The organism is Neptuniibacter sp. QD29_5, assembly GCF_047778125.1.
Taxonomy (GTDB): Bacteria; Pseudomonadota; Gammaproteobacteria; order Pseudomonadales; family Balneatricaceae; genus Neptuniibacter.
In genome coordinates, this window is record NZ_CP180556.1 from 1961325 (window position 1) to 1987770 (window position 26446).

The 26446-nt window shown below is 43.6% G+C and carries 25 protein-coding genes; 8 read left to right on the forward strand and 17 right to left on the reverse strand.

Features of this window, described 5'->3' with window-relative positions; genetic code table 11:
• Positions 1-156: 156 nt before the first annotated feature.
• The 6 genes from ACMXYR_RS09180 to ACMXYR_RS09205 form a co-directional block, all read right to left on the reverse strand.
• Positions 157-633, reverse strand: coding sequence for a DUF2947 domain-containing protein (locus ACMXYR_RS09180; RefSeq protein ID WP_415901326.1), 477 nt, complete (start codon positions 631-633; stop codon positions 157-159).
• 81 nt (positions 634-714) lie between these two features.
• On the reverse strand, positions 715-1605 hold the full coding sequence (locus ACMXYR_RS09185; protein WP_415901327.1) for a diguanylate cyclase: 891 nt from the start codon (positions 1603-1605) through the stop codon (positions 715-717).
• 155 nt (positions 1606-1760) lie between these two features.
• A complete protein-coding gene (locus ACMXYR_RS09190) occupies positions 1761-2918 on the reverse strand; it encodes a type III PLP-dependent enzyme (protein WP_415901328.1) in 1158 nt (385 codons plus the stop codon).
• Positions 2919-3037: 119 nt separating this feature from the next.
• A complete protein-coding gene (locus ACMXYR_RS09195) occupies positions 3038-3640 on the reverse strand; it encodes a CBS domain-containing protein (RefSeq protein ID WP_415901329.1) in 603 nt (200 codons plus the stop codon).
• Positions 3641-3740: 100 nt separating this feature from the next.
• A complete protein-coding gene (locus ACMXYR_RS09200; RefSeq protein ID WP_415901330.1) occupies positions 3741-4487 on the reverse strand; it encodes an FAD-binding oxidoreductase in 747 nt (248 codons plus the stop codon).
• Between the two features lie 138 nt (positions 4488-4625).
• Positions 4626-4928, reverse strand: coding sequence for a hypothetical protein (locus ACMXYR_RS09205; RefSeq protein ID WP_415881500.1), 303 nt, complete (start codon positions 4926-4928; stop codon positions 4626-4628).
• A gap of 138 nt (positions 4929-5066) precedes the next feature.
• Between ACMXYR_RS09205 and hrpB the strand changes: the two genes are divergently transcribed.
• Complete coding sequence (hrpB, locus tag ACMXYR_RS09210; protein WP_415901331.1) at positions 5067-7589, forward strand: ATP-dependent helicase HrpB; 2523 nt, start codon at positions 5067-5069, stop codon at positions 7587-7589.
• A 5-nt stretch (positions 7590-7594) separates the two neighbouring features.
• On the opposite strand, the gene ACMXYR_RS09215 is transcribed toward hrpB, so the two are convergent.
• Positions 7595-8500 (reverse strand): LysR family transcriptional regulator, encoded by a 906-nt coding sequence (locus ACMXYR_RS09215; protein ID WP_415901332.1) that lies wholly within the window; start codon positions 8498-8500, stop codon positions 7595-7597.
• Between the two features lie 148 nt (positions 8501-8648).
• Here ACMXYR_RS09215 and ACMXYR_RS09220 point away from each other — a divergent pair, with 148 nt between their 5' ends.
• Positions 8649-9092: a carboxymuconolactone decarboxylase family protein gene (locus ACMXYR_RS09220; RefSeq protein ID WP_415901333.1), complete on the forward strand. Its 444-nt coding sequence runs from the start codon at positions 8649-8651 to the stop codon at positions 9090-9092.
• A gap of 52 nt (positions 9093-9144) precedes the next feature.
• Here ACMXYR_RS09220 and ACMXYR_RS09225 read toward each other — a convergent pair whose 3' ends face one another.
• The gene (locus ACMXYR_RS09225) at positions 9145-11076 is read right to left on the reverse strand and encodes an alkaline phosphatase D family protein (RefSeq protein ID WP_415901334.1); all 1932 of its coding nucleotides are present in this window, start codon (positions 11074-11076) and stop codon (positions 9145-9147) included.
• A gap of 130 nt (positions 11077-11206) precedes the next feature.
• Entirely contained in the window at positions 11207-12160 is a 954-nt protein-coding gene (locus tag ACMXYR_RS09230; RefSeq protein WP_415901335.1) for a DUF3179 domain-containing protein, read from the reverse strand.
• Between the two features lie 130 nt (positions 12161-12290).
• On the opposite strand from ACMXYR_RS09230, the gene hisI reads away from it, so the two are divergent.
• On the forward strand, positions 12291-12710 hold the full coding sequence (gene hisI / locus ACMXYR_RS09235) for a phosphoribosyl-AMP cyclohydrolase (RefSeq protein ID WP_415901336.1): 420 nt from the start codon (positions 12291-12293) through the stop codon (positions 12708-12710).
• 67 nt (positions 12711-12777) lie between these two features.
• Here the strand turns inward: hisI and ACMXYR_RS09240 are convergent, their stop codons facing one another.
• A complete protein-coding gene (locus ACMXYR_RS09240; protein WP_415901337.1) occupies positions 12778-13788 on the reverse strand; it encodes a rhodanese-related sulfurtransferase in 1011 nt (336 codons plus the stop codon).
• Between the two features lie 295 nt (positions 13789-14083).
• On the opposite strand from ACMXYR_RS09240, the gene ACMXYR_RS09245 reads away from it, so the two are divergent.
• Together ACMXYR_RS09245 and ACMXYR_RS09250 are read left to right on the forward strand one after the other, a co-directional pair.
• Complete coding sequence (locus ACMXYR_RS09245; protein WP_415901338.1) at positions 14084-15964, forward strand: methyl-accepting chemotaxis protein; 1881 nt, start codon at positions 14084-14086, stop codon at positions 15962-15964.
• 187 nt (positions 15965-16151) lie between these two features.
• Positions 16152-16415 (forward strand): DUF4242 domain-containing protein, encoded by a 264-nt coding sequence (locus tag ACMXYR_RS09250; RefSeq protein ID WP_415901339.1) that lies wholly within the window; start codon positions 16152-16154, stop codon positions 16413-16415.
• Between the two features lies 1 nt (position 16416).
• Here ACMXYR_RS09250 and ACMXYR_RS09255 read toward each other — a convergent pair whose 3' ends face one another.
• Both ACMXYR_RS09255 and ACMXYR_RS09260 read right to left on the reverse strand, forming a co-directional pair.
• On the reverse strand, positions 16417-18729 hold the full coding sequence (locus tag ACMXYR_RS09255) for a helix-turn-helix transcriptional regulator (RefSeq protein ID WP_415901340.1): 2313 nt from the start codon (positions 18727-18729) through the stop codon (positions 16417-16419).
• Between the two features lie 86 nt (positions 18730-18815).
• A complete protein-coding gene (locus ACMXYR_RS09260; protein WP_415901341.1) occupies positions 18816-19445 on the reverse strand; it encodes an ATP-binding protein in 630 nt (209 codons plus the stop codon).
• A gap of 182 nt (positions 19446-19627) precedes the next feature.
• On the opposite strand from ACMXYR_RS09260, the gene ACMXYR_RS09265 reads away from it, so the two are divergent.
• Both ACMXYR_RS09265 and purU read left to right on the forward strand, forming a co-directional pair.
• Positions 19628-19885, forward strand: coding sequence for a hypothetical protein (locus tag ACMXYR_RS09265; RefSeq protein ID WP_415901342.1), 258 nt, complete (start codon positions 19628-19630; stop codon positions 19883-19885).
• Between the two features lie 238 nt (positions 19886-20123).
• The gene (purU, locus tag ACMXYR_RS09270) at positions 20124-20981 is read left to right on the forward strand and encodes a formyltetrahydrofolate deformylase (protein WP_415901343.1); all 858 of its coding nucleotides are present in this window, start codon (positions 20124-20126) and stop codon (positions 20979-20981) included.
• Between the two features lie 126 nt (positions 20982-21107).
• On the opposite strand, the gene ACMXYR_RS09275 is transcribed toward purU, so the two are convergent.
• The 4 genes from ACMXYR_RS09275 to ACMXYR_RS09290 form a co-directional block, all read right to left on the reverse strand.
• A complete protein-coding gene (locus tag ACMXYR_RS09275) occupies positions 21108-21509 on the reverse strand; it encodes a VOC family protein (RefSeq protein WP_415901344.1) in 402 nt (133 codons plus the stop codon).
• 82 nt (positions 21510-21591) lie between these two features.
• Entirely contained in the window at positions 21592-22074 is a 483-nt protein-coding gene (locus ACMXYR_RS09280; RefSeq protein ID WP_415901345.1) for a hypothetical protein, read from the reverse strand.
• Between the two features lie 115 nt (positions 22075-22189).
• A complete protein-coding gene (locus ACMXYR_RS09285; protein ID WP_415901346.1) occupies positions 22190-22903 on the reverse strand; it encodes a hypothetical protein in 714 nt (237 codons plus the stop codon).
• Positions 22904-23207: 304 nt separating this feature from the next.
• Complete coding sequence (locus tag ACMXYR_RS09290; protein ID WP_415888414.1) at positions 23208-23846, reverse strand: glutathione S-transferase family protein; 639 nt, start codon at positions 23844-23846, stop codon at positions 23208-23210.
• A gap of 140 nt (positions 23847-23986) precedes the next feature.
• Here ACMXYR_RS09290 and ACMXYR_RS09295 point away from each other — a divergent pair, with 140 nt between their 5' ends.
• Positions 23987-24541, forward strand: coding sequence for a TetR/AcrR family transcriptional regulator (locus ACMXYR_RS09295; RefSeq protein WP_415881513.1), 555 nt, complete (start codon positions 23987-23989; stop codon positions 24539-24541).
• 127 nt (positions 24542-24668) lie between these two features.
• Here the strand turns inward: ACMXYR_RS09295 and ACMXYR_RS09300 are convergent, their stop codons facing one another.
• On the reverse strand, positions 24669-26336 hold the full coding sequence (locus ACMXYR_RS09300) for a glutamine--tRNA ligase/YqeY domain fusion protein (protein ID WP_415901347.1): 1668 nt from the start codon (positions 26334-26336) through the stop codon (positions 24669-24671).
• Positions 26337-26446: the final 110 nt, after the last annotated feature.

Consider the following 26446-nt stretch of genomic DNA (forward strand, 5'->3'; position numbering starts at 1 on the left):
AGTGAGCAATAATTACTTATTAGTCTCATAACAAATATACGCGCACAAAATAAGCCATACCCTAGACACGGCCAGCCAATAAAAAATTAATTGGATTAGAAGGGTTAGAAGCACGATCCACAAAGATCGCACTCCTCATATTCGAAGTTAAATGAATTAGGTACGAATACCTAGGCGGTAGCTACCATTGTCGAAGAATTGAGCAACCTGTTTGCGTTTTCGGCCCAGTAATACAGGCCCGTTGTCGAAAAAAAGAAAGTTCTTCCAATTCCGACGGAATACGCCCCACTTTGTCTCAATGATGTGATCACTTTGATAGCAGAAATACACCGTGATGTTGTCATCCCACTCGGCTAGATGAGTCGACAGCAGCTCAGGCATCTCATTTGATTGGGAATCCCATGCACTCTGCCAAAAATCTTTCTCTGACCAGTTTTTATCTTTGGCAGCCCAATCACCCTCTCCGAAGTGTTCTGGGTGAGAACAGCCTCGACTCACATGTTCTGACCAAATTTGTTCAGCGCGGCTTTCCGTAAGGGGATTAATCTGCGCAAGATCATCTTCAGATACAGGCAAGTCCCTATGACGAAAGATCCAAGCCTTGTTGTACTCTTCCAACGGAATGTATTTCATTATGTACTCAAAAACCCCTGATAATCACTGAGAAAGAAAAAGGGAGCTAATTAGCTCCCTTTTAAAAGAAAGCGGATAAAGTTATCCTTCACCTTCAACACGGTTACAACCGCTTTGTTTAGCTACGAATAAATTCTCGTTAGCACGTCTAAGCATGTTATCTGGATCGTCTTCCAGACCATCGAGTGCAGAAACACCAACACTTACTGTAAATTTAACATCACCAGCTGCGTACGGGATTTCCATCTCTTCCATCAACTTACGTACGCGATTACCCGCTGCCATTCCTTGTTCATGGTTGGTTTCCGGCATAAACATCACAAACTGATCGTCACCATAGCGCGCTAGGAAGTCTGAAGTACGTTTCATCCCATGAATAGAGGTAACTAGCTGTTGAAGTACCTGATCACCACAATCCCAAGAATATTTATCGTTCAGGTCGCTAAAATTATCGACATCAATAACCATTAGACTACAGACCCAGTCATATCGCTGAGCTTGTGCGATAGCCTGCTCTAATACAGGCCTCAGAGCTCGGCGGTTATAAGCACCCGTTAAAGGATCACGTTGAGCCTGATTGGTAACTTGCCTCTCAAGCCTTCTCTGAGCAGAGATATCTCGAAAAACCGCTACAACCTCATTACCAGCAGCCGAGCACCGAAGTTCCATCCATTTGGTTTCACTCAACCCTTGCTCTTTGAGTACTGGAACATGTTCAGGCCTTAACTGGATGTAAGTCTTTACCGATTGACCTTTCTCAATCGACTTCACTCCAGCAGCAGTTATATTACCGCTGATATCAGCAGGGAAGATATCTTCCAGCTTACGCCCCATGATCACATCAGCATTCAACCAGCCTGCTTCACCTGCAGAACACGCCATGATCAAACCTGTTGGTTCAAGTACCATCACTACATCCGCTGTTGCTTCCAGAACAGCACCATAGCGAGCTTGAATCTGTTTATCCGACATCCACTACTCTCCACTCAACCAGACGATAAAAATTGGCATACCAAAAAGATAGCTGTTTGGGACAGGATGAACAACCTGTTTTGCAGTTTTTATGCGCAGAAGCTTGATTCAAAAAGGATATTTTTAGTCGCAGTACCGAAATACTGCGACCAAGATTACAAAATATAGTAATCCAGAGGGGGGAAACCGTTAAACTCGATCGAGCTATAACTGGTGGTATAAGCACCGGTAGAGAACCAATAGATATGATCACCGATCTCTAAAGATAGCGGCAACTCATATTTATGCTGCTCATACATAATATCTAGGCTATCGCAAGTGGGACCGGCAAGAATCACCTCCTCTTCAGGCCCTGACTTCGAAGTAGATAGCGGATATTTAATAGCCTCACCCAAAGTTTCAATCAAACCGTTAAACATCCCTACATCGGTATAGACCCAACGTTCTAGGGCTGTAGAAGATTTTCGAGAGATTAACACCACTTCTGATACGATAATGCCAGCATCAGCCACCAACGAGCGGCCAGGCTCTAGGATAATTCTTGGTAACTCTTCACCAAAATCTTCTTTTAGAAAACGAGAAATCTCTTCAGCATAAGTTTCAAATTCATTGGTTTTCTGTAAATAGGTCGCAGGAAAGCCACCGCCCATATTGATCATCTGTAAGCGGATACTGTGTTCTTCAGCTAAACGCTCGAAGATCACCTTAACTTTTGCAATAGCACCATCCCATACATCGATATCGCGCTGCTGTGATCCTACATGGAATGAGACACCATAAGGGTTTAACCCTAAATCTCGAGCCAATACAGCAAGCTCAATCGCCATCTCAGGATTGCAGCCAAACTTACGGGAAAGAGGCCAATCAGCACCTTCTGAGCCATCAGTGAGAACACGGATATAGATATCAGAACCAGGTGCATATTCCGCTATATTGCGCAGATCCGCTTCTGAGTCGGTGGCAAACAAGCGCACACCGTGATCATAGAAGTACTTAATTGCAGAACACTTCTTAATCGTATTCCCGTAGCTGATACGCTCTGGTGCAACATTGAACTGCAGCACTTTATCTAACTCTTGCGAAGAGGCGATATCAAAGCTAGAACCCTCTTTCGCTAGTAACTCAATTACCTCATTAGCTGGGTTCGCTTTCACAGCGTAAAACACGTCTGCTTTAGGAAACCCTTTACTCAATTCAGCAAAACGAGTTTCAATGACTGAAAGGTCTAAAGCTAAAAAAGGTGTAGGTTTAGTCTGAGTTAACGCTTCCAATTTGTTAGCAGCATCGGGACTAAATTGGTTTGGTAAAATCATGCGCAGTTGCACCACACAATTAGGTTGGACAAAGTACTCTAGCAGTGCCTAGTACGATCAAGGCGCGAAGTATAGTCAGTAAGAGAATTCTAAGTCCAGCATTAGATTTAGGTTTTCAATTAAACCCCTTCGCCACTACGAATGACCCGCTCTATTTCTGAAAAACTTTTCGCTTCGTACATGACATCAAAACCTATTTTTAATCTCCTTGAGATATCACTTGCAGAAATAATGCCTCTAATTCTTAATACTCCAGCGGCGCTTTCATCGATGACCACTACATGTTGGTCCCCTGAACCTTTTAGGGTCAACATGATATCCCCTACTCGTGCATCCTGAAGCTGCTCATAAGTCAGTGCGTTCATATTCAACTTACTCAACATAATATGTCGAACTTGAACCTGATCGCGGCTAACCCCATCACGCTGCATAAAAGCCATCACTTTTCGCCCAGCAGCATCTGAAGCCGTGATTATGCCGGTAAAGTTATCTTGGTTATCCAAAACAAAGAGCAGCCGAACATGCTGGCTCTTCATGTATTCAAGCGCTTCCTGGATTGGCAAAGATTCTGGAACTGTTACAGGCTTTACTTCAGTAAAGTCGGTGAATACTTCAAAGGCTGGGCTATATAAACTGGCAGGCGTTGCTGTTTTATCAGGCGATAAAATGTAGTCGATATCAGTCGTTGTTTGTAAACGGATGTGCCGAAATTCCTGAAGCATGTTGTTCCCTCTCTGATTTACCTCTGTAATCAGAATAGTACATAGCTTCCGTTTTACCGCCTCTTGGATACTGCAGCTTTGTTAACCTCTAAGAAAACATTTATAGCAGAGAGAACTGGTATTTCTCGCGTTTAAGATTAGCGGGTTTAAACCCCTGCTGATCAAAATAACTGACTGCTTGATCAATCATGTCCGGATGACCACACAGGTACACTATGTCTTGATCAGGATTCGCATTCAAATCCACATATAAGTCAGACACATAACCAGATTTCTCGTTGTCGGAAAGAACCTCGCCCTCCTCACGGCTAAAGCAGGTAATAAACTTAGCATTGCCAGTCATTTGAGTAAGTTCGGAAAACTCGTCGGCGTAGAGCAACTCATCCCTATTTCTCACCCCTTGTATAACAATCACTTCCAATTCAGGATTTTCAGATATACGGGATCGAAGCTCCGGCAACATAGATCTAAACGGCGTCACTCCCGCACCTGTTGCAATAAAGACAAACCTCTTGGGAGAGGCTTTTGATAAGATCAGATTGCCAAAAGGCCCATTAACGGCAACGGTGCTACCTAGTTCAGCAGCTCTAAAATATTCGCTGGCAGCACCATCAGGGACCAAAGTAATGACAAAAGTGAGTAATCTGTTATCTACACTAGGTAGATCCCCATTTGCCACACTGTAACTTCTCGCCTTTGTCTGCCCGCGGTAGGTGAACTCAATCGAAAAAAATTGACCGGGGATATAACGAATCGGATCTTCGCCCTTGTAAGTTAATTCAATCGAGCGAGGTGTTAGATAACGCTTTTCTACGAGACTTAACTCTACTCTGTTATTGCTCAACATATCCCAACCCAGACTTTAATAGATGTATTTAATATGCATTTAAAGACACCAATGGTCAAAAGACGTTCAAAATAATTTAAATGACTTAAACACAAAAAAAGCAGCCTATTGGCTGCTTTTGAAAAATCTTAGAATTGTTTAATAACCTAGTTCACTTGGGTCGATCACAACACCTAAGGAACGCTTATCAACAAAATTGCCTTTGCTGGTTTCTTTATAACGGAAGGTAACTTTCTTACCTAGCTCAATTTCTAGATCTTTATCTGGAGACATATAAGAGTACTCCTCACCGTCTACTGTGATCACATGAATGTAGTACGGCGGCATGCCAACCCACTCAACATGAGGACCATCGGTGACAACCTTTTCCAGTACACCACGACCAGAAAGTTTAGGAGTTTTTTTGTAGCCGCCTCTGCGACCTTTAAAATTACCCGCCATTAAGGCTCCTTACAACTAAGAACAACATCGGCAAAAAATCTATTGCTCCATATTGTAGCTTTACTACTTGTCAGAGCCAAACCCTTATAGAAAAACTGTTAAACTTTATGCTGATTATTTTTTCAGAGTGTCGAAGCCTTGCTACCTATCATTTCCGTTTTACCCGAATTAACTCAAGCGCTTAACGATCAAAATGAAGCGGTTCTGGAAGCACCTCCTGGTGCAGGTAAAACTACGCAAGTCCCCCTCTCATTACTCAAAGAGAATTGGCTGAGTAATCAAAAGGTTCTCATGTTAGAACCAAGGCGTTTAGCAGCCAAAGCTGCCGCCGAACGTATGGCACAGATACTTAATGAAAAAGCAGGTCAGACCGTTGGTTATAGAGTTCGACTCGATACCTGTATCAGCGAACACACCCGAATAGAAATTGTGACTGAGGGTATCTTAACCCGCATGTTGCAAACCGACCCAAGCCTTGAAGGCTATGGCATTGTAATTTTCGATGAGTTTCATGAACGCAGCTTAGATGCAGATTTAGGCTTAGCCCTAACGTTAGAAGCCAGAGAATACTTCCGCGAAGAAACTCCGCTGAAGATCTTAGTGATGTCAGCAACGTTGGAAGGCGAAAAAATCGCCAAGCTGCTAGGTGATGCACCAATTGTAACCAGTTCGGGTCGTAGCTACCCAGTTAAATCTTTCTATTGTGGCGAACCCTCTCAAGGAGAATGGTTAGAACAAAAGCTGGTTAAAACCGTCACCCTAGCGCTAGCCGAGCAAACCGGCAGTATTCTATGCTTCTTACCCGGTATGCGCGAGATCCGTAAAGTCGAAGAGTTACTTAACGAGCAGCTCTCACAAACAGAGAAAAACACTATTACTATCGCGCCGCTCTATGGCGATCTAACTTTGGAAGAACAACGTAGGGCCATAAATCCGTGTGATGAAGGCAAACGGAAAGTCGTACTAGCAACAAACATTGCTGAGACCAGTTTAACCATCCAAGGTGTAGAGGTAGTAATCGATTCTGGTTTAACACGAGTCGCCAAATATGATCCTAACTCTGCAATGACGCGCCTACATACGCGCCGAATTTCCTCCGCTTCTGCCACACAACGTGCAGGCCGAGCGGGTCGATTATCCCCTGGTGTATGTTACCGATTGTGGAGTGAAGGACAGCAAGAACAACTCAGCGCGTTCGATAACCCTGAAATAGCACAAGCCGATCTGACTGCCCTAGCGTTGCAGCTAGCTAGCTGGGGTACCACCGATACAAACGACCTTAATTGGCTTGACCAACCACCAGCAGGTTCATTCCAACAAGCGCAAACCCTGCTAACCCAATTAGGCGCGCTCAACTCACAGAAGCAAACAACCTCCCACGGTCAGCTTATGGCTGAGTCACCTGCACATCCAAGACTCAGCCATATGCTTATCAAAGGTTCTGCTTGGGGCTTAGCCGACAAAGCCTGTCGCATCGCAGCGCTCCTAATGGAACGCGACCCTTTTAGAAATGAAGGTGCGGATATCAACAGCCGCCTCGAATGGCTAGAAACCAAACCGAGTTTTCAGAAAGGCATCTGGCATCGTATCAAAAAGCAGGAACAGCATTACCATCGAATGCTCTACAAATTAGATATTCCAAACGAAGCCTCTGGAAATAAAATTCCTGATCGCGAACAAGCAGCCGTTTTACTCGCCCTTGCGTATCCTGATCGCATCGCACAGCAACGCCAGAACAGTACTATTTATAAGCTCAATAATGGACGTGCGGCTAACTTCTACGATCAAGATAGATTAAGCCAATATCCATGGATAACCGTTGCGACACTGCAAGGGAAACAAAACCAAACGAACGACCAGATCCAACTGGCTGCGCCACTGAATCCTGAGTTAATTGAACAATTCATTCCTGAACTGATTCAACAGCATGAAGTGATTGAATGGGATAAATCCCAAGATCGTATATGTGCCGAGCAACAACAGCGAATCGGTACGCTCGTTTGGGAATCAGTCCCTCTAACAAGCCCTTCACCAGAGGCGATCAAAGCAGCGATCATCAATCAAATCAGGAAACGTGGTTTATCACTATTACCTTGGAATGATGATATTCAGGCATGGCGTCATCGGGTGATATTTCTGCACCAAGCAGCTCAAAAGCAATCACAGGATCAATGGCCAGATCTAAGCGATAACTGGTTGCTCGATAATCTCGAAGAATGGCTGACACCCTATTTGGATAACATCACGCAACTAAAACAGTTGAAGAAAATCAATCTAAGCAGCGTACTACAAGCGATGCTCCCTTGGCCTCTACCTCAGAAGTTAGATGAGTTAGCACCGGAACGATTTACCGTACCTTCCGGCTCAAAGATCAGAATCGATTACAGCCAAAATCCACCTGTTTTAGCAGTAAAACTGCAAGAGATGTTTGGCTGTACCCAAACACCTAAAGTTGCGCATCATGTAGCGCTACAACTTCACTTACTCTCTCCAGCGAGAAGACCGCTACAGGTCACTCAGGACTTAGAAAGCTTCTGGCAAAATGCTTACAAAGATGTGCAGAAAGATATGAAAGGCCGATATCCTAAACACCCTTGGCCAGACAACCCTTTAGAGGCGATCGCAACCGCTAAAACCAAACGTGCTTCGCAAAAGGCCTAAACGTCTTAATCTGAAATGTGTTCGACTAGAAAATCGATAAAACTACGGACACTCGGCTTGAGATATCGACTGCCTTGGTAGATCGCATAGATATCTCCGCTTCCCTGCTCATAAAGCGATGGTGCCCACTCAGGCATACATTCAATCAGGCTGCCATCGTTCAGATGCTCCTCCACCATCCATCTAGCGATCAATAAAATGCCGGTCCCTGCAATAGCCGCTACAACCAGAGGCGAACCGCCTTTAGAAGATAAGTTGCCGGTCACCAGAACCTTTTTATTTTTCTGAAGAGAGCTCTGTTTAGAATTAAAATGCCAATAACAGCGCTGCCGACCTTGATTCAATAACAAGCAATTGTGACCTGAAAGCTCACTCGGTTCTGCGGGCGGCCCGAATACATCTAAATAGTTAGGTGATGCACATAGCACCATTCGGTTCTCTAGTAGTTTACGCGCACGTAAATCTGAGTCCTCAGGTTTACCAATTCTAATACCGATATCGAACGCACTGCTATTCAGATCGACCAGTTGGTTATCCAGCTCAATCTGTACATTCACTGCAGGGAATTGCTTCAGGAACGATGGAATTAATGGCGAAACCTTTTGCCTGCCAAAACTCTCAAAAACAGAGATCTTTAGCTCCCCTTTAGGTTCCGCATTGGCATCTTTAACGGAACTGACTAAATCATCGGCATCCGCTAAAAGTAAATGTGCACGCTCAAACAGCTGTTGGCCGTGTTCAGTAAGAGACAACGCTCGTGTACTTCGCTTAAATAGCGCAACACCTAATTCAGCTTCTAACTTATCGATACTTCTCGTAACTGAAGATGGCGCGATATTCAGCACTTTAGCTGTTTTAGAAAAACTTCCAAAATTAGCAACCTGAATAAATATCCGTAGTAACTCAAGCATCTTTTCTTACCCTGTCTGCCACTTTAATTATCCAGCCCTAGCTTTTGCAAAATACGCAAAAGTGTTCCGCTTTTATAACAGATTCTAAACATTTCTGCTTAGCGCCAAAATAATCAAATCATTCAGCGTTATTAATTAGGATTGAAACATGCTACAGAGAATAGACTTTGTTAAGTCACACACCTCAGCATTTAACACTATGTTGCAGATGGAGAATTACCTCTCAGACATAAGCATCGGTTATAAGTTGAAAGGGTTGATCAAAATACGGGCTTCCATGCTAAACGAATGTGCATTCTGCATCGATATGCATACAAGCCAGGCACGAGCAAAAGGCGAATCAGAACAACGTATTTATGCTCTATCTGCATGGAGAAAATCGAAGCTATTTAGCGAAGAGGAAAGAGTTGCTCTTGCCCTTACCGAAGAGATTACTTTAACCAATCCACAAGACCTAAGCGATCAAACTTACCAACAAGGATTAGAGCAATTTGGTGAGAAAGGTTTTGTTGAAATCATCATGCAAATCACTGCCATTAACGCATGGAATAGAATTGCGATTGCAACAAGGATGGAAAAAAACTCAGATTAAAATAGATAAATGTTGAACGGGAGTAATCTAATAAGTATTGCTCCCGTTTTCGTTAAGAGCGTGACTTAGGCTTTCTGTAAGGAAAACTAATATCTCCACCTTGAGCTTTGAGTACGGTCACTTCGGTAGGTTCACCCACCTGATTTAGCTTAACCAGTCCAACGCCACTGCCATTAAATACCCTTTTAGCCGGCATACCCTCTGGGATGCGCGAGCGGATCTGCATCCGTCTTCGCTTGGTAAACCAGTTAAGCGGTGAACGACTGCCATAGAGCCAGCGGTTCATTTTGTCGAAGAGATTCAACAAAGCATGTGGGAACTCATTCTTTAAGCCACTGCAGGTGATTTGCCAGATATCTGGACTGTTTTTCCGGAAACGAATCTTGATGTCATAAGCAAAGGAGTAATGCACATCACCCGACAAAATCACAAAGTTCTGCGGTGTTTTAGGATGCCTGAAGATATTGAGGATCACATTGGCAGAACCTGCATGAGCCATCCAGTTTTCGGCATCCACCATCAGCGCATGGCCAAAGTAAGTAAAGATCCGCTGAACTGTCTCAATTAGCTTCATACCAAAAATCGGTGCGGGAGAAACCAAAAGCACGGCGTCTTCACCGATCAGCTCTTGCTGCAATTCAGACAGCGCTTCCCAATCCATCAATCCTGAAGGTTTAGCCCCACTACTTTCCGACCACCAGCGACGAGTACGGGTATCCAAAACCACCAGCTTTGGTGATGTGTTAAGGCAGTAACTCCAGGCTTCAAATTCAAGTACCTGAGTAATCAGGTCATTCCTAACTGCCCCACCGTCTGCAATCGCATCTTGCTGAACCAGCTCCGTCCATTGCTGCGGGAATTTATCAGGGGCATTCCCCCAGCCCTGACAAAGCCAATAACCGAGTAGCGCATTACCGATAATACTTCTTGAAAACGGATGATTATAAGCCGCTTCTTCCCAACCTCGGGTTAGGTTCCAATCATCGGTAATATCATGATCATCAAAAATCATATAAACAGGAATTTGAGCCAACGCACGCTGAACGTCGGGTAAACCGTTAACAAATAGATCGATCTCTCTCTGTTCATCTAAGTAACGATCAATATATTTATCTGAAACTTCGCCTGCGTTTAGCGAGATATGACGCCAAAGCTGTGGTGACCAGACCAAGAAATACATCGCCAACATCTCAGCTAATGTAATCAGATGATTGTGAGCCGTATCCGCAGTAAATATCGGTTTCTCTGCTCCGGCAAAAAAACGATCGGCCAAATCTTGCCCTGCAGGTGTTTGCGGTAGCAACTCTTCGCGTTCGTAATAACAATGCTCACTTTTATACAGTTCGGCGCTGTTCTTTACCGTAGCTCCCTCAATCAGCTCAGGCGCTAAACCGAGTAGATCTATCGTCTGATGTATGGCCGATAGCATTGGCCCTGCGACATCATCCGCATAGATCTGATCACCCGACATCATCAAAAGCGCAGGGCGAGATTCAATATCATCTTTTGAACTTTCTAATACCTGATCGACACGAAGCAATGCATCTTCGGATGCGTAATGAGGTTTACGACAAGAACCATGCAGTACCTGATCCAGCTGAGTTTTTAGGGCAAATTTAGGCCGTTCTTCACCTTGATAGATCAAATGAGGCAGCAGGCTTTTTAAATTCTGAATTTCACCCCGAACTTCACACTCAAGATCATAAGAAAACCAAGTATCGGTGGAGAGGGAGTGCTCCGGTCGATACTCAATTAAATTGATAAAAGCAGTCTTACCCACCCGTATAGACTGATTAATCGAAGCACAATCTATCTGGGCAACAAGTTCCTGCTCCTGATAAAAATGGAAAGAGCCTTTTAAAGGCTCAGAGGTAACCAGCCACAAAGTAACTTGGTCTGGAGTAACTTTGCGCAACAAAGGCCCAGCAATAATAAAAGGCAACAACGTATTCTGTTTTTCAGATATGCCTAAAGCGTTCGTCATCGGTGATTCGAATCCATCTTTTACTAACTAAATCTAACTCCCCTACAGTCTAACGACCTTTTGACTGCATGTTCAAATACCATTTTGGGGCTTTATCTAGAGATCTTTTATAAATAATTTATCAGCCAAATCACTGGGCTTTATAAACATCTGTGTCGGGGTTGAAGGTATACCAAGCAAACCAAAACGAGTTGATCGCTGGATAAGCTTGACCAGTTTCAGCATCAACAACCTCGCCTGTGCGAGATGATGCATTAAAGCGAAGCTTAAACTGCGTACCATTAAACTCATCTAGCAGCTCATCATTTGAAATTTTGGATAGTTCAGCAAAGGGGTACGCCTTAAATTTCCCATCAACCTCCACACCCAAAACTCTTTCTTTGGGATGATACGCTTGGCTTCGGAACTCCACAGGAAAATACAGCACAGGGCTTTCGTCATAACTACCATAGGGGCTTTGAGAATAGTCCCTTGAATATCCAGTATTACGACTGAGCACTTCACCATCTGGATAGCGTGCTTTCCACTCTTTCCAGGTCATCTGATTCAACGGTAATTGAGTGAGTTTTTGGCCTTTGAATTTCCCGGTCACGGCCTGACTTTTTAACTGTGACCAGAGAGAATCTGACTGACGATCGTAGAGCAGAACATCACTGTTATATAACAAGCCAGAGACACCAAAGGTCAGCGCCTCACCATTCATATCGGCGGAAAATGCCATGCCTGTTCCGCATAGAGGGCAGTAACTGATCACAACTGGCTGACCGCCAAAATTATCATTCACGATCTCATGCCAGTTTAAGATATTAATAGGATATGCACGGGTAATACCGGCCAAGGTTAGGCTCAACACTTGTTGATCATCATGCCAACCGCCCGCTTGCTTCGCCGCTATAAATTCAGGCTTATCAATAGAAGGAATGCCATCACGAGCAGGACCGCCCGGCAGTATTTTTTCGGCTGGGATTAGACTATCGGAAAGATCAAACCCGTTATGTTCAGCAAAAACTGAACAAGACTTAAAACAAACCAAGGTGACGAGTATTGCGATAAGGAAGGCTAAAAGGCTTGTCCGTGAAAACATAGTGCAGTCTCAAAATTCCAGTTACTGGTTTGAGCACAAAAACGGACAATGATTCAATTTAATTGTCCCGCCCCTTTTAATTCCTTGTGGTATGATGCCCGCAGATTTTACTTGTAGCAGAGAAGCAACAATGAAAAACAGTTTTTACTACGACTTAGAGTCTGGCGCTAAAGGCAACCAAACAGATCTGAGCGCGGCACTTGATAACCTTCGCTATAACGAAGACGGTCTGATCCCTGCGATTGCTCAGCAAGCAGAGACTGGCGAAGTGTTAATGATGGCGTGGATGAACCGCCTTTCCATCGAAGAGACATTAAAAACTGGCCAAGTGTGTTATTGGTCTCGTTCACGCCAAAGCTACTGGCGTAAAGGCGAAAGCTCTGGCCACGTACAAAAGCTAGTTGAGATGCGCATCGATTGTGATGGCGATACGCTGTTATGCCTAGTGAATCAGTCGGGTCCAGCTTGCCATACAGAACGTTCTAACTGTTTCTTCCACGCTGTAAAAGAAGACAAGATTGAGATCATTTCTGAACCTTGCTGCAAATAAGCGACTTCAGACAAATACAAAAAAAACCATGCCTTAGCATGGTTTTTTTAGTTCTGCTAAAAGCTAATTAGCCTTTAGAGCGCTCTTTTTGTGCTGCGCGGTAAGCGGCTTTGGCATCACGGTGCGCTTGAACAGCATCTTGCACATCAGAACCTAAGTGAGATTCACCACGTTCTTTCGCTAGCTGTACTTGATGTTCACGTTCACGAAAACGCTGCTTTTGAGCATCATTCATCTTATCGATACAGTGCACACAGCTCACACCCTTCTCGTAAGACTCTAGCTGCTTTTCCTCTTCTGTAATTGGCATGCGACACGCGTGACACTGATCGTAGTCACCCACTTCCAAACCATGCTTTACAGAAACGCGGCCATCAAAAACAAAGCAATCACCTTTCCACATCGAGTCTTCTTCATCTACCTCTTCAAGGTATTTCAGAATACCGCCTTCTAAGTGATAAACCTCATCAAAGCCCTGCTCTTTTAAATAAGCTGTCGATTTTTCACAACGAATACCGCCGGTACAGAACATCGCAACTTTTTTGTTCTTCTCTGGATCAAGGTTCTCAGTAACATACTGTGGGAACTCACGGAACGTCTTAGTTTCTGGATCGATCGCATTTTCAAATGTACCGATCGCCACTTCATAGTCATTACGCGTATCAACCAGAACCACATCAGGATCAGAAATTAGCGCATTCCAATCTTTTGGTTTTACGTAGGTACCCACCACCTTTTTAGGGTCGATACCTTCAACACCCATAGTCACAATCTCTTTTTTCAGCTTAACTTTAGTACGCATGAAAGGATTTCTGCTATCGAACGACTCTTTGTATTCAATAGGGTTCAAACGATCATCTTGCTGCAGCCACGTTAGCACCGTATCAATACCTTCGCGACTTCCCGCGATAGTGCCGTTGATACCTTCATTAGCTAACAACAAGGTTCCACGCACACCAACCTTTTGCATGCACTCAGTCAGTGGCTCTCTTAATGCTTCAAAGTTTTCTAGGGTGACGAATTTGTAAAGAGCACACACAACGGTTTGCTCTTCAGAATTTTGAGGTAAATCAGACATATGAACTCCGCTAATTGGGGCGTAAACCCAACGCAAAATATAAAGCCCCAGCTAGTTTGACTGAGGCGACAACAAGTAATCTGCTTCGCAGCAGATCTGGGGCGCAGATACTACCACAAAAAACCAAGTATTTAACTCAAGTACTTAGCATAGAGATAACCATTAAACCCCAACAAATTCATAAACCGAAATTGCCTTCTGAATATCTGGTCTAAAATAACTAGTTATCAATGCAAACAAATTTGCTTTGCGACGCTATTGATCAACTTGAAGTCTCGTCTTTGAGGTTAACTGTATGAAAGTTTCACATAAGGTAGCCTTACTCGCTTCCACCGTTGTGGTTCTAACCTTTGCGATCTATTCATGGATTCAATACAGCAGCGTCAGAGATGCTCTGTATGAGAAAACAGAGCAAAGTACCCAAGAAGCCACCTTAGTCCTGAGCTATCAGATAACCAACTGGCTCAACGCCAAATTAAAACTTATCGACATGATGGCGGAGAGTATCAACGCAGACTTTTCTCAAGAAACCATACAATCCACCTTTGATAACCCCATCCTCAAAAAAGAGTTTATTTTGATTTTTGGTGGGTTAGATACCGACGGCAAAAAAATAACTAATGATCCGGAATGGAACCCTACTGGCTGGGATGCAAGAAAACGTCCTTGGTATCCTTATGCTAAACAAAATGACAGAGCAGTGTTAACCGACCCTTATGCCGATGCCGCCAGTGGTGAAATCCTTATCTCAGCAGTGGCAAACTTCTATGACAATCGCCAATTCAAAGGTGCATTCGGTGGTGATCTAAGTTTAAAAACCGTATCAGATGCTCTGAATACTCTTAACTTCAACAACACCGGTTACGCATTCCTGCTCAACGCAAACGGCAACATAATTAGCCATCCCAACGGAGATATGAATGGTAAATCCATTAACGAGTTGTTTGATGGGAAAGCTCCTAGCTTTAACCCTGAACTTGCCGAAGCATCTGTTAATGGCGATACCGTATTCGTCTCGTTTAGTAAGCTCGAAGGACTTCAAGGCAGCCAATGGTTGATCGGGGTTGCTTTAGATAAAGGCCTTGTTATGGCAGAAGCCAATCAAATAGGTGTCACAGCTCTCATCGCAACGATTATCAGTGCATTAATCTGCAGCGGCGCTTTATATGTGACCGTATCTAAGCAGCTACTTCCTCTAGAAAACCTACGTAGTTCCTTAGTCGAGATCAATAGTGGCGAAGGTGATTTAACTAAACGCTTGGAAGTGAAAACCAAAGATGAGTTTGGCCAAGTATCAACAGACTTCAACCAGTTTATTGGTTACCTGCAAGACCTGATTATTCGAGTGAAACAAATCTCAACTGATGTACGCTCGAACAGTGATCAAACCTTCACCTCAGCCTCCTCTGCCGCTAATGAGCTAGAGAAACAGTTATATGAACTTGATCAGTTAGCTACCGCCATGCACCAGATGTCTGCCACGGCACAAGACGTTGCAACTAATGCGCAACACGCCGCTGACTCAGCCCAACGTGCGGATTCCGCTGCCAGTGACGGTGTTGCAGTAGTATCCAGAACGACTCAATCGATCAGCCATTTAGCAGATGATATGGAAAATATTGTAAATACCATCAATGAGCTAGCCAGCTACAGTAACAATATCGAATCCATACTCACCGTCATTACCGAAATTGCAGACCAAACCAACCTGCTTGCGCTTAACGCCGCTATTGAGGCTGCCCGCGCAGGCGATAAAGGCCGAGGGTTTGCCGTAGTTGCCGACGAAGTCCGAGCCCTAGCCTCCAGAACGCAACAATCGACTGAAGAGATAAAAGATATGATTCAGCAGCTTCAGTCCGGGGTAAGAAACGCAGAAACAACCATCACCCAAAGTCGTGAACTCGCCGCTCAAACCCAAAACGTTGCGAGTGAAGCAGATACGGTACTTAATACCATCCGCGATAACATCCAAGAAATAAACCAGATGACGGTACAGATTGCTACAGCAGCCGAACAACAAAGCGCCACCTCAGAAGAGATCAATCGCAACACCACTAATATTCGCGACCTTAGCCAATCTGTCTCTAATAACGCCAAAGCACAGGAATCAAACTGCCATCAAATGACAGACCTGACGAGGAAGCAGGATGCGGAACTTGGGAAGTTTAAGGTTTAAGGGCAGGACGCTGCTTCGCAGCTACAGGAAAAGCCTCTGAGATTAGATGCCCCAGGCACAATAGCTAGCGAACTAAGCCAGTGAGGTTCTGAAACTCGCTTATTCACTCCATTCATCCCCCTCTAGTGTTCTCACTTTCCTTCTGGGTGGTCTAAGCTTTTGTCAGCACCTAAGTGAGGGAAATACTATGGCACTTTTTCTAATAGAACGGAATTGGGCTGAAAAACTTGAAATAACTCCAGATTCAGCTGCCGCAGTCAAAGAGATTAATGATGATATTGGTGTACGTTGGTTATATTCATTTCTAACAGGCGATAAGAAAAAAACGTACTGCCTGTATGAAGCAATTAGTGCAGATGCCATAAGAGAAGCTGCGGAGCGAGCAAATATTCCAGCAGATGTAATTGTTGAGGTAGACAAGTTAAAACCCGAAATGTTTGCCGCCTCTTGATTTAATCGAGAGTAATTTTATTTCGAACCGAAAATGCAACTGCTTCAGCGCGGTTGGCACTCCCAGTTTTTTCCAAAATATGATGAATGTGATTGGCAATGGTGTTTTCGCTTCTATATAGCACACGTGCAATTTCCTTATTCGATTTTCCCTTAGCTACCAACTGTAATACTTCAACTTCTCTTTTAGTTAAGCCACTAGCATAAATTGGTTTTTCTATAGCTACAGAGACCTGCGAATTCATGTTACTAATGCTGGAAACAAGTCCTTTCATACCAATATCATTTGCAGTATCCAAGGCACTGGCTAATAGTTTCAGTGACTTTTGTTTATCCCCCTCAGCCCCTCTTTCGATTAACATCTTTGCGTATTCGAACTGGCTATGAGCGAGCCAAGGTTTTGCGCCTTGGCGAGCATTCATTTGTATCGCGGATTCAAAATGCATTTCAGCTTCATCCCAACGCTGCATCACATTTTCTAACATACCAAGTAAACGCGCAGCCGCACCATGACAAGCAGTGCAAGCTCCCACTACGATGTTTAATCCATCATGAGGCAATAAAAACTCATGAAGTTCAGCTGCTTTATCCTGATCCCTTAAATATACGCATACTTCAGCCAAGTATGTTAAACATCCGGGCCAAAGCGCGTCTCTTGGTATACAAGAAAAGCTGTCTTCTGACAGGAGATTAAATTCGTTTTCAGCAAGCTCTCTTTTATCTAATTCTGCAAATAAAATAGCCAGGCCCGGACGCCAAGTTGACTCCGATGGGGCATTTTTCATGAACTCTAAAAGTACTGGTTCTACTTCATGTAGCCGCCCTTGTTCACGACGCAAATTAAAAATCTGTAAACCAAAGACCCCCGCTACATCCTGTCCAATTAATTGCCCGCCGGTTTCCATTGCTTCCATAGCGATAGTTTCAGATTCTTGCATCTGTCCATTAAACAACGCCAACGTAGCTCTAAAGAGCTTACCTACATAGAGCCAATAGGGTTGGTGAAGTTGATGGGCAAGATGGTTCTGCAATTCAAAGGCCCTTAGTGCAGCAGCAGAATCACCAGCCTCAAGGAGATCGAACATATACCATCCGGCCAGGTCGACCCGACGTTTAATGTCCCCAAGTTCCGTTGCTAGATGAATCGCTTCTCTAGCCGCTGCTAATCGAGAAGTTAATCTTTCTGGTCCCCATCTAGCCGCAAGGCCTGACAATAATACAAAAACTAATGACGAAGGATCTCCAAGGTTTCTGGCCATCTCTTCTGCTTTGGTGTTTACCTTATGTGCTTCCTCAAGATCTCCAGTAAAAATCAATGCACGTGTTAACGATGCTAAAACCTGAACCTTGAGCAAACTCTCCGAACTTTCCAGCCTTGCATAAGATGCTCTGAGTAATTTAACAGCGACATGCCCTGGTAAACCTGGACGCCAGCAAGCTTCTTCATACATAACCGTCGCTCTAGCTTGCTCTGAATAAAGTTCAAGTTTTGATGCAATATCAATAGCCTGATGGAAAGCATGTAAAGCTTTAAGGCTTTCTCCTACATTAAGAAGAGATTCTCCCATAGAAAAATTAAGCCTAAAGCGAATAACACTTGGCTTTAAATCCAGGAGACTTATTGCTGTCTGATAGAACTTGGCCGCCTCTTCAAACGCCAACATTTTATCAGCCTGATTGCCTGCTAATTCAGAATACTCTAGCGCCTTTTGATGATCACCATTCGGTAAAGAAGCGGCATAATGATATGCAAGAGGAATAACGTTCTGATCTCTGCCTTCTTTAAAGTAGCATTCCAGAACATTTGCTATCTTTTGGTGCAAAGAAGCTTTTTTCGCACGAGGTATTTCAGTGTAGAGAGTATCTTGTATCAATGCATGCGAAAACTGATATTGTTCGTATTCATTAGTGTTTGTCAGGATATAGGCATTAAGGCCTTCTTCTATTAGAGCACCAAGATCGATATTAAACGGTAAATCCTCACAAAGCTTTTTCAACACTGACAGTTCAAAGCATCTTCCTATCACCGCAGCAAACTTCAGCATTTCATTGCAGTCCTGGGATACTTGATTCAATCGACGTCCGATGACTTCACTGATCCCTTTAGGCAGGGGTATAGAATCAGCTTGCTGGCACTGTCCAGAAATGCTCGGTAACCCCTCATTCTGAAAATACCGAGCCATTTCCGCTAAAAAAAGAGGATTACCTTCTGTTCGTTTATGGATATTTGTCACTTTAGCTGGAGGTAGAGTCTCGCCCGTAACAATTGAAAAGTATTGACTCGCTTCTATAAGATTAAGGCCTGATAACTCCAACCTAAGAGTACCTAGGCAACGAGTTAAACCTCCAAGAATATCGGATAAAGGGTGAGTTCGTGTTATCTCGTTTTCTCTAAATGTTACTACAAGCAAAATTGCTTTTTTTCCACTTCCCTGGCGAAAAATTCAAGCAATTTTAACGAAGATGTATCAGCCCACTGCAAATCATCAAAAACAAGTACTAGAGGTTGAAACTGTGAAGCACTGAGCCATAAATTAGTTATAGCGTCGAACAGTTTGAAACGGGCCACTTCATCATTAATATCCGTTATAACACTTGGTTTTTGTGGTAATTTCGTAAGTAGTTCTGGAATGAGCTCAGCAATAGCCCCTTGGTTTTCAGCAGGAAGGGCTTCTATTTCCTCATCGGAGCAATTTTCCAGCCAGCTTCGGAGTAATTGAATCCAAGGCCAGAATGGTGGAGCACCTGCGGCCTCATGACAGTAACAACTATATGCTTTAAAGCCCCTTGAAGTGGAAAGTTCTATCGCAATTTCTGCTGTACTGGTTTTTCCTATACCAGCCTCACCAGAAAGCAGCACAATCCTACCTCTTCCAGACGAAGCATCATTAATCGCCTGAGTAATGGAATTAAGTTCTTTCTCACGACCTACAAACAACTCACATACAGGGTCTATCTCCCTGTTTATAAGCTTAGTTCCGCAGCCATCACAAAAGCGTGCATTTAAGCGGTTTCCTTTACCACAGTTCATGCATTTCATATATCGAGTATAGGAGTTTATTCAGTGTCTGCCCCCTATAGTCAGTTCTGGCTATTCTCGTTGAAATAGAAATAATGGTCAGTTCCCTCCATACCTAAATTCAGCAAGGCCACATAACCTTAAATCATGGATAACCAAACGGGTTAATCCGAGAACAGATAAGGGTGACCACTATGAAAACCAAAGCAATTTTGATGGCATTACTTTTAGCAGCCCCCTTTGCCTCAGCAGACAGTGGCTCCGAATGGCTGGATGATCAAGTTGCACAGTTACAAGAGGAAATGGCTGCAAGAAATAAATTGGCTGAAGCTACTGAGCAATACTTGCTCGCAAAAGGCTATGTTGTTCCAGAGAAAGTTACACAAACAAATGAGGATTCATTCAATCATGAGGTACTCATGCTAAGTGCTTCAATCGAGATTTTTGAATGAACAACCTACAAAAATCTAAGGGCTAGGTCTTACGTTATGCGTGCATAGAAAAGAATATTTTTAGCGCAATAAGCAAGACCTGACCCTATTTTGCTTACAGACACAGTTTGAACAATCAAATATCTTTCTTTTAAAGATTCTTACAGACAATATCAGCCTCCACTCTTATGCCTCATAACCCTCTGTGACACCAAAAAAAATCGTCTAAACTTAATGATTATCTGGTGAGGAGAGTGAAATGACTGGCAGCTCATGGATACTCACTGCAAGCTGTCCCAGTGAACTGGGTACGGTTGATGCTGTGACGGGTTTTCTCTACGAGAACGAACACTACATAGAAGAGCTCCACTCCTTTGATGACGAAAGCAGTCAGCATTTTTTTATCCGAGCATGCTTTAGAACCAATAGCCACTTTGATCAGAGCTCATTCTGCCAGCACTTTTCCCTCAGAGCTGAAAAGTTTGATATGCAATGGGAATTACAGCCTAGCGATTACAAACCCAGAGTTGTTATTCTGGTGTCGAAATTTGATCACTGCCTTAATGACCTGCTCTACAAAAAACAGATTGGTCAGCTAAACATCGAGATACCCGCCATCATTTCTAATCACCCCGATCTGAAAGATTTAGCAGACTGGTATCAGATCCCTTATCACCACCTTCCTATTACTCGAGAAAGTAAACAGCAGCAGGAACAGCAACTCTGGAAAATAATTCAGGACACTAAAGCCGATCTCGTTGTCTTAGCTAGATATATGCAAGTTCTTTCTGATGAGCTCTGCCAAAAATTGGAAGGTTGGGCGATCAATATCCATCATTCGTTGCTACCAGGGTTTAAAGGCGCAAAACCCTATCATCAGGCTTATGAAAAAGGTGTAAAAACGGTGGGCGCTACCGCACACTATATCAATGCCGATCTCGACGAAGGCCCTATCATTGCACAAGGTATAGAACCCGTTGACCATACCTACTATCCAGAAGATCTAATCGCTAAAGGAAGAGATATAGAGCGCATCACACTCTCTCGAGCGGTGAAATACCATATTGAGAAACGGGTATTTCTCAATGGTAATCGGACGGTGGTTTTTAAGAAATAGGACGCTGCTTCGCAGCTAGAGATCGGCTTCGCCTTTTAGGACGCTTCGCTAGAGGACGCCGCTACGCGGCTAGAGGAAAAGCCTTTGCGGCATAGATCGTACGGATTTGTGTAATACGCTCCGCTATTACACCCTACTGGCTGGTTGATGAAACTCGATTACATTGTCATCAGGATCTCTAATAAAGAAAAAACTAGCCCCCTCGTATTCAACCTCTCCAGTAATCGGGAAACCAAGCTCCTCAATGCTATTTTTTGCGGAATTATAATCGGTTATTTCAAGAGCAATATGTGTATAGCCGGGGTATTTAAGGTCTGCTTCCATCAACATATTCTTCTTTGGTGCCTCTTTAGAGACATTCAAAATTAGATTTATATTTATTCCCGATGGATGCTCAATAATAGCGACAGGTTCTGGCCCCACAGGACCAACAAGAAACTCAAACCCAAGCTTCTCATAGAATTCACGAGAGACCTCCATATCCCGAACTCTCAACCCTACATGATTTATTCTGGTGATCTCTTTCATGATATTTCCTAGATGTTGGGAATTAGATGGGCAGCTAACACCCTCTCAGTTTGCATCGTAAGGCATTTCATAGCCCGCACAATTATGAATTATTACCTGCCGTATTAAAGAAATCACTGGCTTGGCTTTGTTCAACTTTCCTAACCTCGTTTACGAGATACTCATGCAGCTTAGAATATTCTTCATCAGTATTGCACGCAGCATACCTACGCTTACCGTCATCTAATAAATATTGAATTTCCTCCCTCCCTTTTTCCCTAAGATTATAAAGCTCTAATGCTTTCGTTTGCATTAGAACAGCAGATGCCGCCGTCCCAATGAGAGGAATGAGCACAAGAAGAACCTGGATAACAGTAATATTGTTTTTTATAAACCCAATTTCGGAAGTTTGAAGGGCAGCCATAATCGTAGTAATGACGCTTGCTCCGATAATGAGAAAATTAAGAATGCTCCACCAACGCTTATTCCTATTTTTTTGCTCGTCATACCACTTATAATAGTCAACAGATAACGAATTAATATAGCTAGAAACTGCTTCCTTCGGGGATTCACTCAGAGTTTTCATATTCTTGCTAAATATCTATGTATGCTTAAAAAACCTAGGAGTTAGGTATAGTTTTGTACAAGCCGAAAATGACTGTTTGAATGAAATACATGTGACGTTTCCCATAGAGATTCCTCTACTGCAACAACTTTTTTGCAAGATCCGACAGTATTTCTCTACCTTCCTTCGACTTCAATATCCCTTTCATTACAGTTAGTAATTTCGTACCTGCTGTTTTGTACCAAACTCCTTTTGGGTACAACTTAAGATCAGATTTACTTTTCTCAATTGCTCTCTCGAGCTTCGAAGTTTCTTCAGAAGTAAACCCAAGTTTTTCTTCTAGTTCTGAAACCCTTTGATGAAGTTCATCTAGCTTAGACTTGATAGCATCTTCTTCATGGGCTTCAAAGTAAGACTCTGGGTCAACAATGTTTTCGTCAATACTTTTTTGAAAGTTCTCGGTTAACTCATCAATAGTTGAACGCAATGCAGCTCTTGAACCAATCAAATCATCTCTAATACTACAAACCCATTCGGATATTCTACTAATAGCGGAATCAATATCATTATGAGTTCTTGATTCATGGTTTTTATATGTACCTGGCTTTTCAACAGTTCTAATGACTTTCTTGGCGTTTCCTTGCCCCATCACAGCTAAGGCAGAACCAATAGATCCACCTGAATATGTTTCATCGAGCACAAAGGTATATTTTGGCAATGCTTTGAAAGTAATCTGCGCAAGAACTGTTGAATCATCCGGAAATTGGGAATCAAAATCCTCTACACAGAAATCTCCGTACTCTAAATAGTTCAGTATTTGATTAATAACTGAATTTCGAAGTGTTGGCATGAAGCACTTAATCCCTTTTGATATTTAACATTTGTAAATATAGAGGGTCATATATCTACCTATGCCAGACGTCCATCTGTCTGTTTATAGGTATTTTTAACTTGGCACTAGATGGAAAGCAAGCATCAGTCATGCCTAATATATAAATCAAACCATAAAAAAAGGGTGTAACAGTCATCCCATTACACCCTACTTTCTAATCAACTTCTGAATTACTCTTTTGCTTTTTCTCTAGCGAAGCGTCCTAAAAGGCGAAGCCGATCTCTAGCTGCGAAGCAGCGTCCTCTAGCGTAGCGTCCTGAATCTATTTAAGAATATCTTTAGCAAAATCCTGCTGACGAATCGTCTGGATATAGTTAAGTAGATTTTCATGCTTAGCTACCAGCGGCTTGCCTACTTCATTACCTTCGATGTAATCGATAATCGGGATCAAGATTAGGTCTGCAGCTGTAAGTTCGTAACCGCAGATAAAAGGATAATCAGCTAGCTGATCAGCAACGACGGATAGTGCGTTTTCGATACCTGGGACAGCAGCTTCAACTTTATCCATACGTACTGTGCCGTTTTCACCTTTCGGGAAGATGAACTCAAGCAGTACTTTACGCACGATTTCAAAATCCACATAGATACCGCTGATACCACTCCATGCTTCCACTTGGGCTTGAGCATATGGATCGGTTGGATAAAGCTTTGCACCGCCGTATTCATTTTCTAAGTAATGCAGAATCGCAACGGTCTCTGGAATTGGCCCTTTCTCAGTTAGAAGCACTGGGAATTTTGTATATGGGTGGATCGCTTTGTGGCCCGGGGTATGAAAACCCACTGCTTCGCCATCCACTTGTGTAGTTACCTCGTAAGGCAATCCTTTTAGCTCGCAAGCCATCATCACACTGCGCACAAATGTACTGAAAGATGGACCATAAATTCGGATTGGTGCAGTCATGCTTAAACTCCTGTTATCTAATTCGGTTAACTCATTCGGTTAACTACCTGAGCTCCACTTTATTGACCAACACAATATGTTCAAGAACATATTTTAAACTTATGCCATACTCCGGCATAAGCAAGTACAGGAGTAGTTTTATGGGTTGGACGGCTGAACAAAAGCAGCAGAGTCGTAAAAAGATTATTGATAGCGCTGCAGAACTCTTTACCAAAGATGGCTTTGATAAAGTGGCGATTAACGATGTGATGAAACACGCCGGCCTTACCCGTGGGGCGTTTTACAATCACTTTGAGTCTAAGAGCGATCTATACGCCGAAGCGATTCTGAGTGCAGCCCACCTAGCCAAAAGCCATACCATTGAACGCTCGGGTTTTCAGCTATCGGATATTATTGAAACTTACCTCAGCGACAAACATCGAAACGGTGAGTTCTGCTGTCCATTAGCGTTTTTAACCACTGATATTCATCAACGAGATGATCAGGTCCGCACCACCTATACGCGCGTACTGAAAGGCTTTATCAATAATATCCATGAGCTAAATGAAGGCCAGCCAGCCCTGGATGAGAGCGAAGCGATTAAGAAAGCCGTGCTAATGATTGGTGGGGTTGCGATTGCCAGAGCGGTTAATGAAGACGATTTTGCAGAGCAGCTATTAAGTGCCTGTCGTGAAGGGGTTAATAAGGGCGGGTAATACGGATAAAGCAGGAAGAAACAGCTTGGTGCGGATAAAATCAGCTCTAAACGAAAAACCGGCTAAAAGTATCTCTGCTCTTAGCCGGTTTTAGCTGACCTTAGCTGTTACCAGCCGGTCTTAATCTTTACTTGCCCCACGAATCACGCAGGCCAGCGGTACGGTTAAATACCAACTTATCAGCTGCAGAGTCTGAATCTACGCAGAAGTAACCGGTACGCTCAAACTGGTAAGCGCTTTCTACTGCTGCATCAGCCAGACCCACTTCACAACGGCTGTCAGTTCGAACTACTAGAGATTCTGGGTTGATAAACTCAAGGAAATCTTTTTCCTTATCGCCTGTTGGGTTTGCTTCTGAGAACAAACGATCGTACTCGCGCACTTCGCAAGGTACAGAGTTATCAGCAGATACCCAATGCACAACGCCTTTAGCTTTGTAGCCTTCAGGGTTAGCACCGGCAGTTGCTGGATCGTAAGTACATTTCAATTCAACAACGTTACCATCCGCATCTTTGATCACTTCTTGGCAGGTAATAACGTAAGAGCCACGTAGACGAACCGCAACGCCTTGCGTTAGACGCTTCCACTTACGTGGCGGTACTTCAGCAAAGTCGTCTTGTTCGATAAGAATGTTGCGTGTGAACGGCACTTTACGAACACCCATAGTTTCATCTTTAGGGTGTTTAGGTAGCTCGAACCACTCTTCCTGACCTTCGTCATAATTAGTGATTGTGACTTTCAGTGGCTGAACAACACACATTGCACGCGGTGCATTCTTGTCTAGGTCTTCACGCACGAAGAATTCGAACTGAGCCATATCAACTGTGCCGTCAGTTTTAGCAACCGCTAGACTGTCACAGAAGTTACGTACGGCAGCAGGCGTATAACCACGACGACGTAGGCCAGAGATAGTTGGCATACGTGGGTCATCCCAACCATTTACATGGTTCTCATCAACAAGCTGCTTCAGCTTACGCTTACTGGTTACTGTGTAGTTTAGGTTTAGACGACCAAACTCATACTGACGCGGCGTTGATGGTACTGGTAGGTTTTCGATGAACCACTCGTACAATGGACGGTGATCAGCAAACTCTAGTGTACAAATCGAGTGCGTTACGCCTTCAATCGCATCTTCTTGGCCATGTGCAAAGTCGTAGCTTGGGTAGATGCACCACTTGTCACCTGTCTGGTGATGAGACTCTTTACGGATTCGGTAAAGAATCGGGTCACGCAGGTTCATGTTAGAAGAGGTCATGTCGATCTTAGCGCGCAGTACACAACTACCTTCGTCAAACTCCCCCTTGCGCATGCGTTCAAGCAGATCAAGGTTCTCTTCAGGTGAACGCTCACGGAATGGGCTGTCTTTACCTGGTTCAGTTGCCCAACCACGGTATTCTTTAGCCTCTTCTGGGCTTAGATCACAAACGTATGCTTTGCCTTCACGAACAAGGTGCTGTGCCCACGAGTAGAACTGATCAAAGTAGTTTGACGCGTAACGAACTTCACCCGCCCACTTAAAGCCTAGCCATTCAACATCTTTCTTGATGGCATCAACGTATTCTTGATCTTCTTTGGTCGGGTTAGTGTCATCAAAACGTAGATTACATTCGCCGTTATACTTGTCAGCAGTGCCAAAGTTCAGGCAGATAGACTTAGCGTGGCCAATGTGAAGATAACCATTTGGCTCTGGCGGAAAACGCGTAACAACTTTTCCGTTGTTATTACCGGCTTCCAGATCCTGTTCAATCACCTGATGAATAAAGTTAGTAGGTTTACTGCTTTCTGTATTGCTCATAAAAACGTCTTAATCCCGACATTGCATGAATTCTGAATTGCCCCGAAACGCGTCCACATCCACAGGGCATAAATTGTTGTACATTATAAACGGATGCGCCGCCTAATTGG

Coding starts and splice junctions, on each gene's coding strand:
- ACMXYR_RS09180 (WP_415901326.1), bottom strand. CDS start 633: ATGAAATACATTCCGTTGGAAGAGTACAACAAGGCTTGGATCTTTCGT.
- ACMXYR_RS09185 (WP_415901327.1), bottom strand. CDS start 1,605: ATGTCGGATAAACAGATTCAAGCTCGCTATGGTGCTGTTCTGGAAGCA.
- ACMXYR_RS09190 (WP_415901328.1), bottom strand. CDS start 2,918: ATGATTTTACCAAACCAATTTAGTCCCGATGCTGCTAACAAATTGGAA.
- ACMXYR_RS09195 (WP_415901329.1), bottom strand. CDS start 3,640: ATGCTTCAGGAATTTCGGCACATCCGTTTACAAACAACGACTGATATC.
- ACMXYR_RS09200 (WP_415901330.1), bottom strand. CDS start 4,487: ATGTTGAGCAATAACAGAGTAGAGTTAAGTCTCGTAGAAAAGCGTTAT.
- ACMXYR_RS09205 (WP_415881500.1), bottom strand. CDS start 4,928: ATGGCGGGTAATTTTAAAGGTCGCAGAGGCGGCTACAAAAAAACTCCT.
- ACMXYR_RS09215 (WP_415901332.1), bottom strand. CDS start 8,500: ATGCTTGAGTTACTACGGATATTTATTCAGGTTGCTAATTTTGGAAGT.
- ACMXYR_RS09220 (WP_415901333.1), top strand. CDS start 8,649: ATGCTACAGAGAATAGACTTTGTTAAGTCACACACCTCAGCATTTAAC.
- ACMXYR_RS09225 (WP_415901334.1), bottom strand. CDS start 11,076: ATGACGAACGCTTTAGGCATATCTGAAAAACAGAATACGTTGTTGCCT.
- ACMXYR_RS09230 (WP_415901335.1), bottom strand. CDS start 12,160: ATGTTTTCACGGACAAGCCTTTTAGCCTTCCTTATCGCAATACTCGTC.
- hisI (WP_415901336.1), top strand. CDS start 12,291: ATGAAAAACAGTTTTTACTACGACTTAGAGTCTGGCGCTAAAGGCAAC.
- ACMXYR_RS09240 (WP_415901337.1), bottom strand. CDS start 13,788: ATGTCTGATTTACCTCAAAATTCTGAAGAGCAAACCGTTGTGTGTGCT.
- ACMXYR_RS09245 (WP_415901338.1), top strand. CDS start 14,084: ATGAAAGTTTCACATAAGGTAGCCTTACTCGCTTCCACCGTTGTGGTT.
- ACMXYR_RS09250 (WP_415901339.1), top strand. CDS start 16,152: ATGGCACTTTTTCTAATAGAACGGAATTGGGCTGAAAAACTTGAAATA.
- ACMXYR_RS09260 (WP_415901341.1), bottom strand. CDS start 19,445: ATGAACTGTGGTAAAGGAAACCGCTTAAATGCACGCTTTTGTGATGGC.
- ACMXYR_RS09265 (WP_415901342.1), top strand. CDS start 19,628: ATGAAAACCAAAGCAATTTTGATGGCATTACTTTTAGCAGCCCCCTTT.
- purU (WP_415901343.1), top strand. CDS start 20,124: ATGACTGGCAGCTCATGGATACTCACTGCAAGCTGTCCCAGTGAACTG.
- ACMXYR_RS09275 (WP_415901344.1), bottom strand. CDS start 21,509: ATGAAAGAGATCACCAGAATAAATCATGTAGGGTTGAGAGTTCGGGAT.
- ACMXYR_RS09280 (WP_415901345.1), bottom strand. CDS start 22,074: ATGAAAACTCTGAGTGAATCCCCGAAGGAAGCAGTTTCTAGCTATATT.
- ACMXYR_RS09285 (WP_415901346.1), bottom strand. CDS start 22,903: ATGCCAACACTTCGAAATTCAGTTATTAATCAAATACTGAACTATTTA.
- ACMXYR_RS09290 (WP_415888414.1), bottom strand. CDS start 23,846: ATGACTGCACCAATCCGAATTTATGGTCCATCTTTCAGTACATTTGTG.
- ACMXYR_RS09295 (WP_415881513.1), top strand. CDS start 23,987: ATGGGTTGGACGGCTGAACAAAAGCAGCAGAGTCGTAAAAAGATTATT.
- ACMXYR_RS09300 (WP_415901347.1), bottom strand. CDS start 26,336: ATGAGCAATACAGAAAGCAGTAAACCTACTAACTTTATTCATCAGGTG.